General features: G+C 28.5%; 1 protein-coding gene. It reads left to right on the top strand.

The annotated features are described in order from the left end of the window. A partial coding sequence (locus ACFQZ1_RS18490; RefSeq protein WP_377883662.1) for an ATP-grasp domain-containing protein occupies positions 1 to 792 on the top strand: 792 nt, incomplete at its 5' end. Positions 793 to 834 lie beyond the last annotated feature (42 nt).

The raw sequence follows: 834 nt of genomic DNA, 5'->3' as shown, positions 1-834 counted from the left end.
CATGCAGGATTGCCTATTCCAAAAACTTGTATCACAAACTCTTACGAAAGGTTAGAGGAATTCATAAAATCAACGGGTAGAATCGTATATAAACCTCTTGTAGGTGGATATTATTGTAGAGAGATGAACGGCAATGAATTATTAAAGATGCAGTCTTTAAGTTTAGAGCCTATTATTTTTCAAGAATATATAGAGGGAAAAGATATTAGGGTCTATGTTCTAGATGGGAAAATTTTGTCCGCACATGAAATTCAAAAAGAATCTGATAAATCTACAATTGATTATAGAACAGATCCCATGTTTTCTAAGGGAAAATTAAATTATAAAATGGTAAATCTTCCGTCCTCAATCGAGAATATATGTTTAGAAGCCGTGAAAATATTAGGACTTGAATTTTCAGGCATAGATTTAAAATTAAATAATAGGGGAGAATTTTATCTCCTTGAGTGTAATAGCATGCCTATGTATTTAGATTTGGAATTAAAAAATCATATAAAAATCACGGATTATATTATTGATTTTTTAAATGAGAATGCCGTTGAGAATTCCAAACCATCTTTTGAAGAAGCTACACATGAACAAACTGAAATACACAGAAACAGTCTGTTTGATTACAAAAGTGTGTATCAAGATTTTTATAAGCGCAAAATGGAAAAATATAAAACGGTAATTTTACCCATTAGTAGAGAGCAAAAAAATAAGCTTAAAAATTATAAAATAAACAACAACGAAGAAAATTATGTAATTTTAAGTGTTGACGGAAAGAATACTGTTAAAATAATTGATTTATAATGACAATGTTTTTCATTATGATAAATATGCTAGGAAATATTG

This window comes from Bacillus sp. CGMCC 1.60114 (assembly GCF_042676365.1).
Taxonomy (GTDB): Bacteria; Bacillota; Bacilli; order Bacillales; family Bacillaceae_G; genus Bacillus_A; species Bacillus_A rhizoplanae_A.
This window is presented reverse-complemented; position numbering and strand designations above follow the sequence as displayed.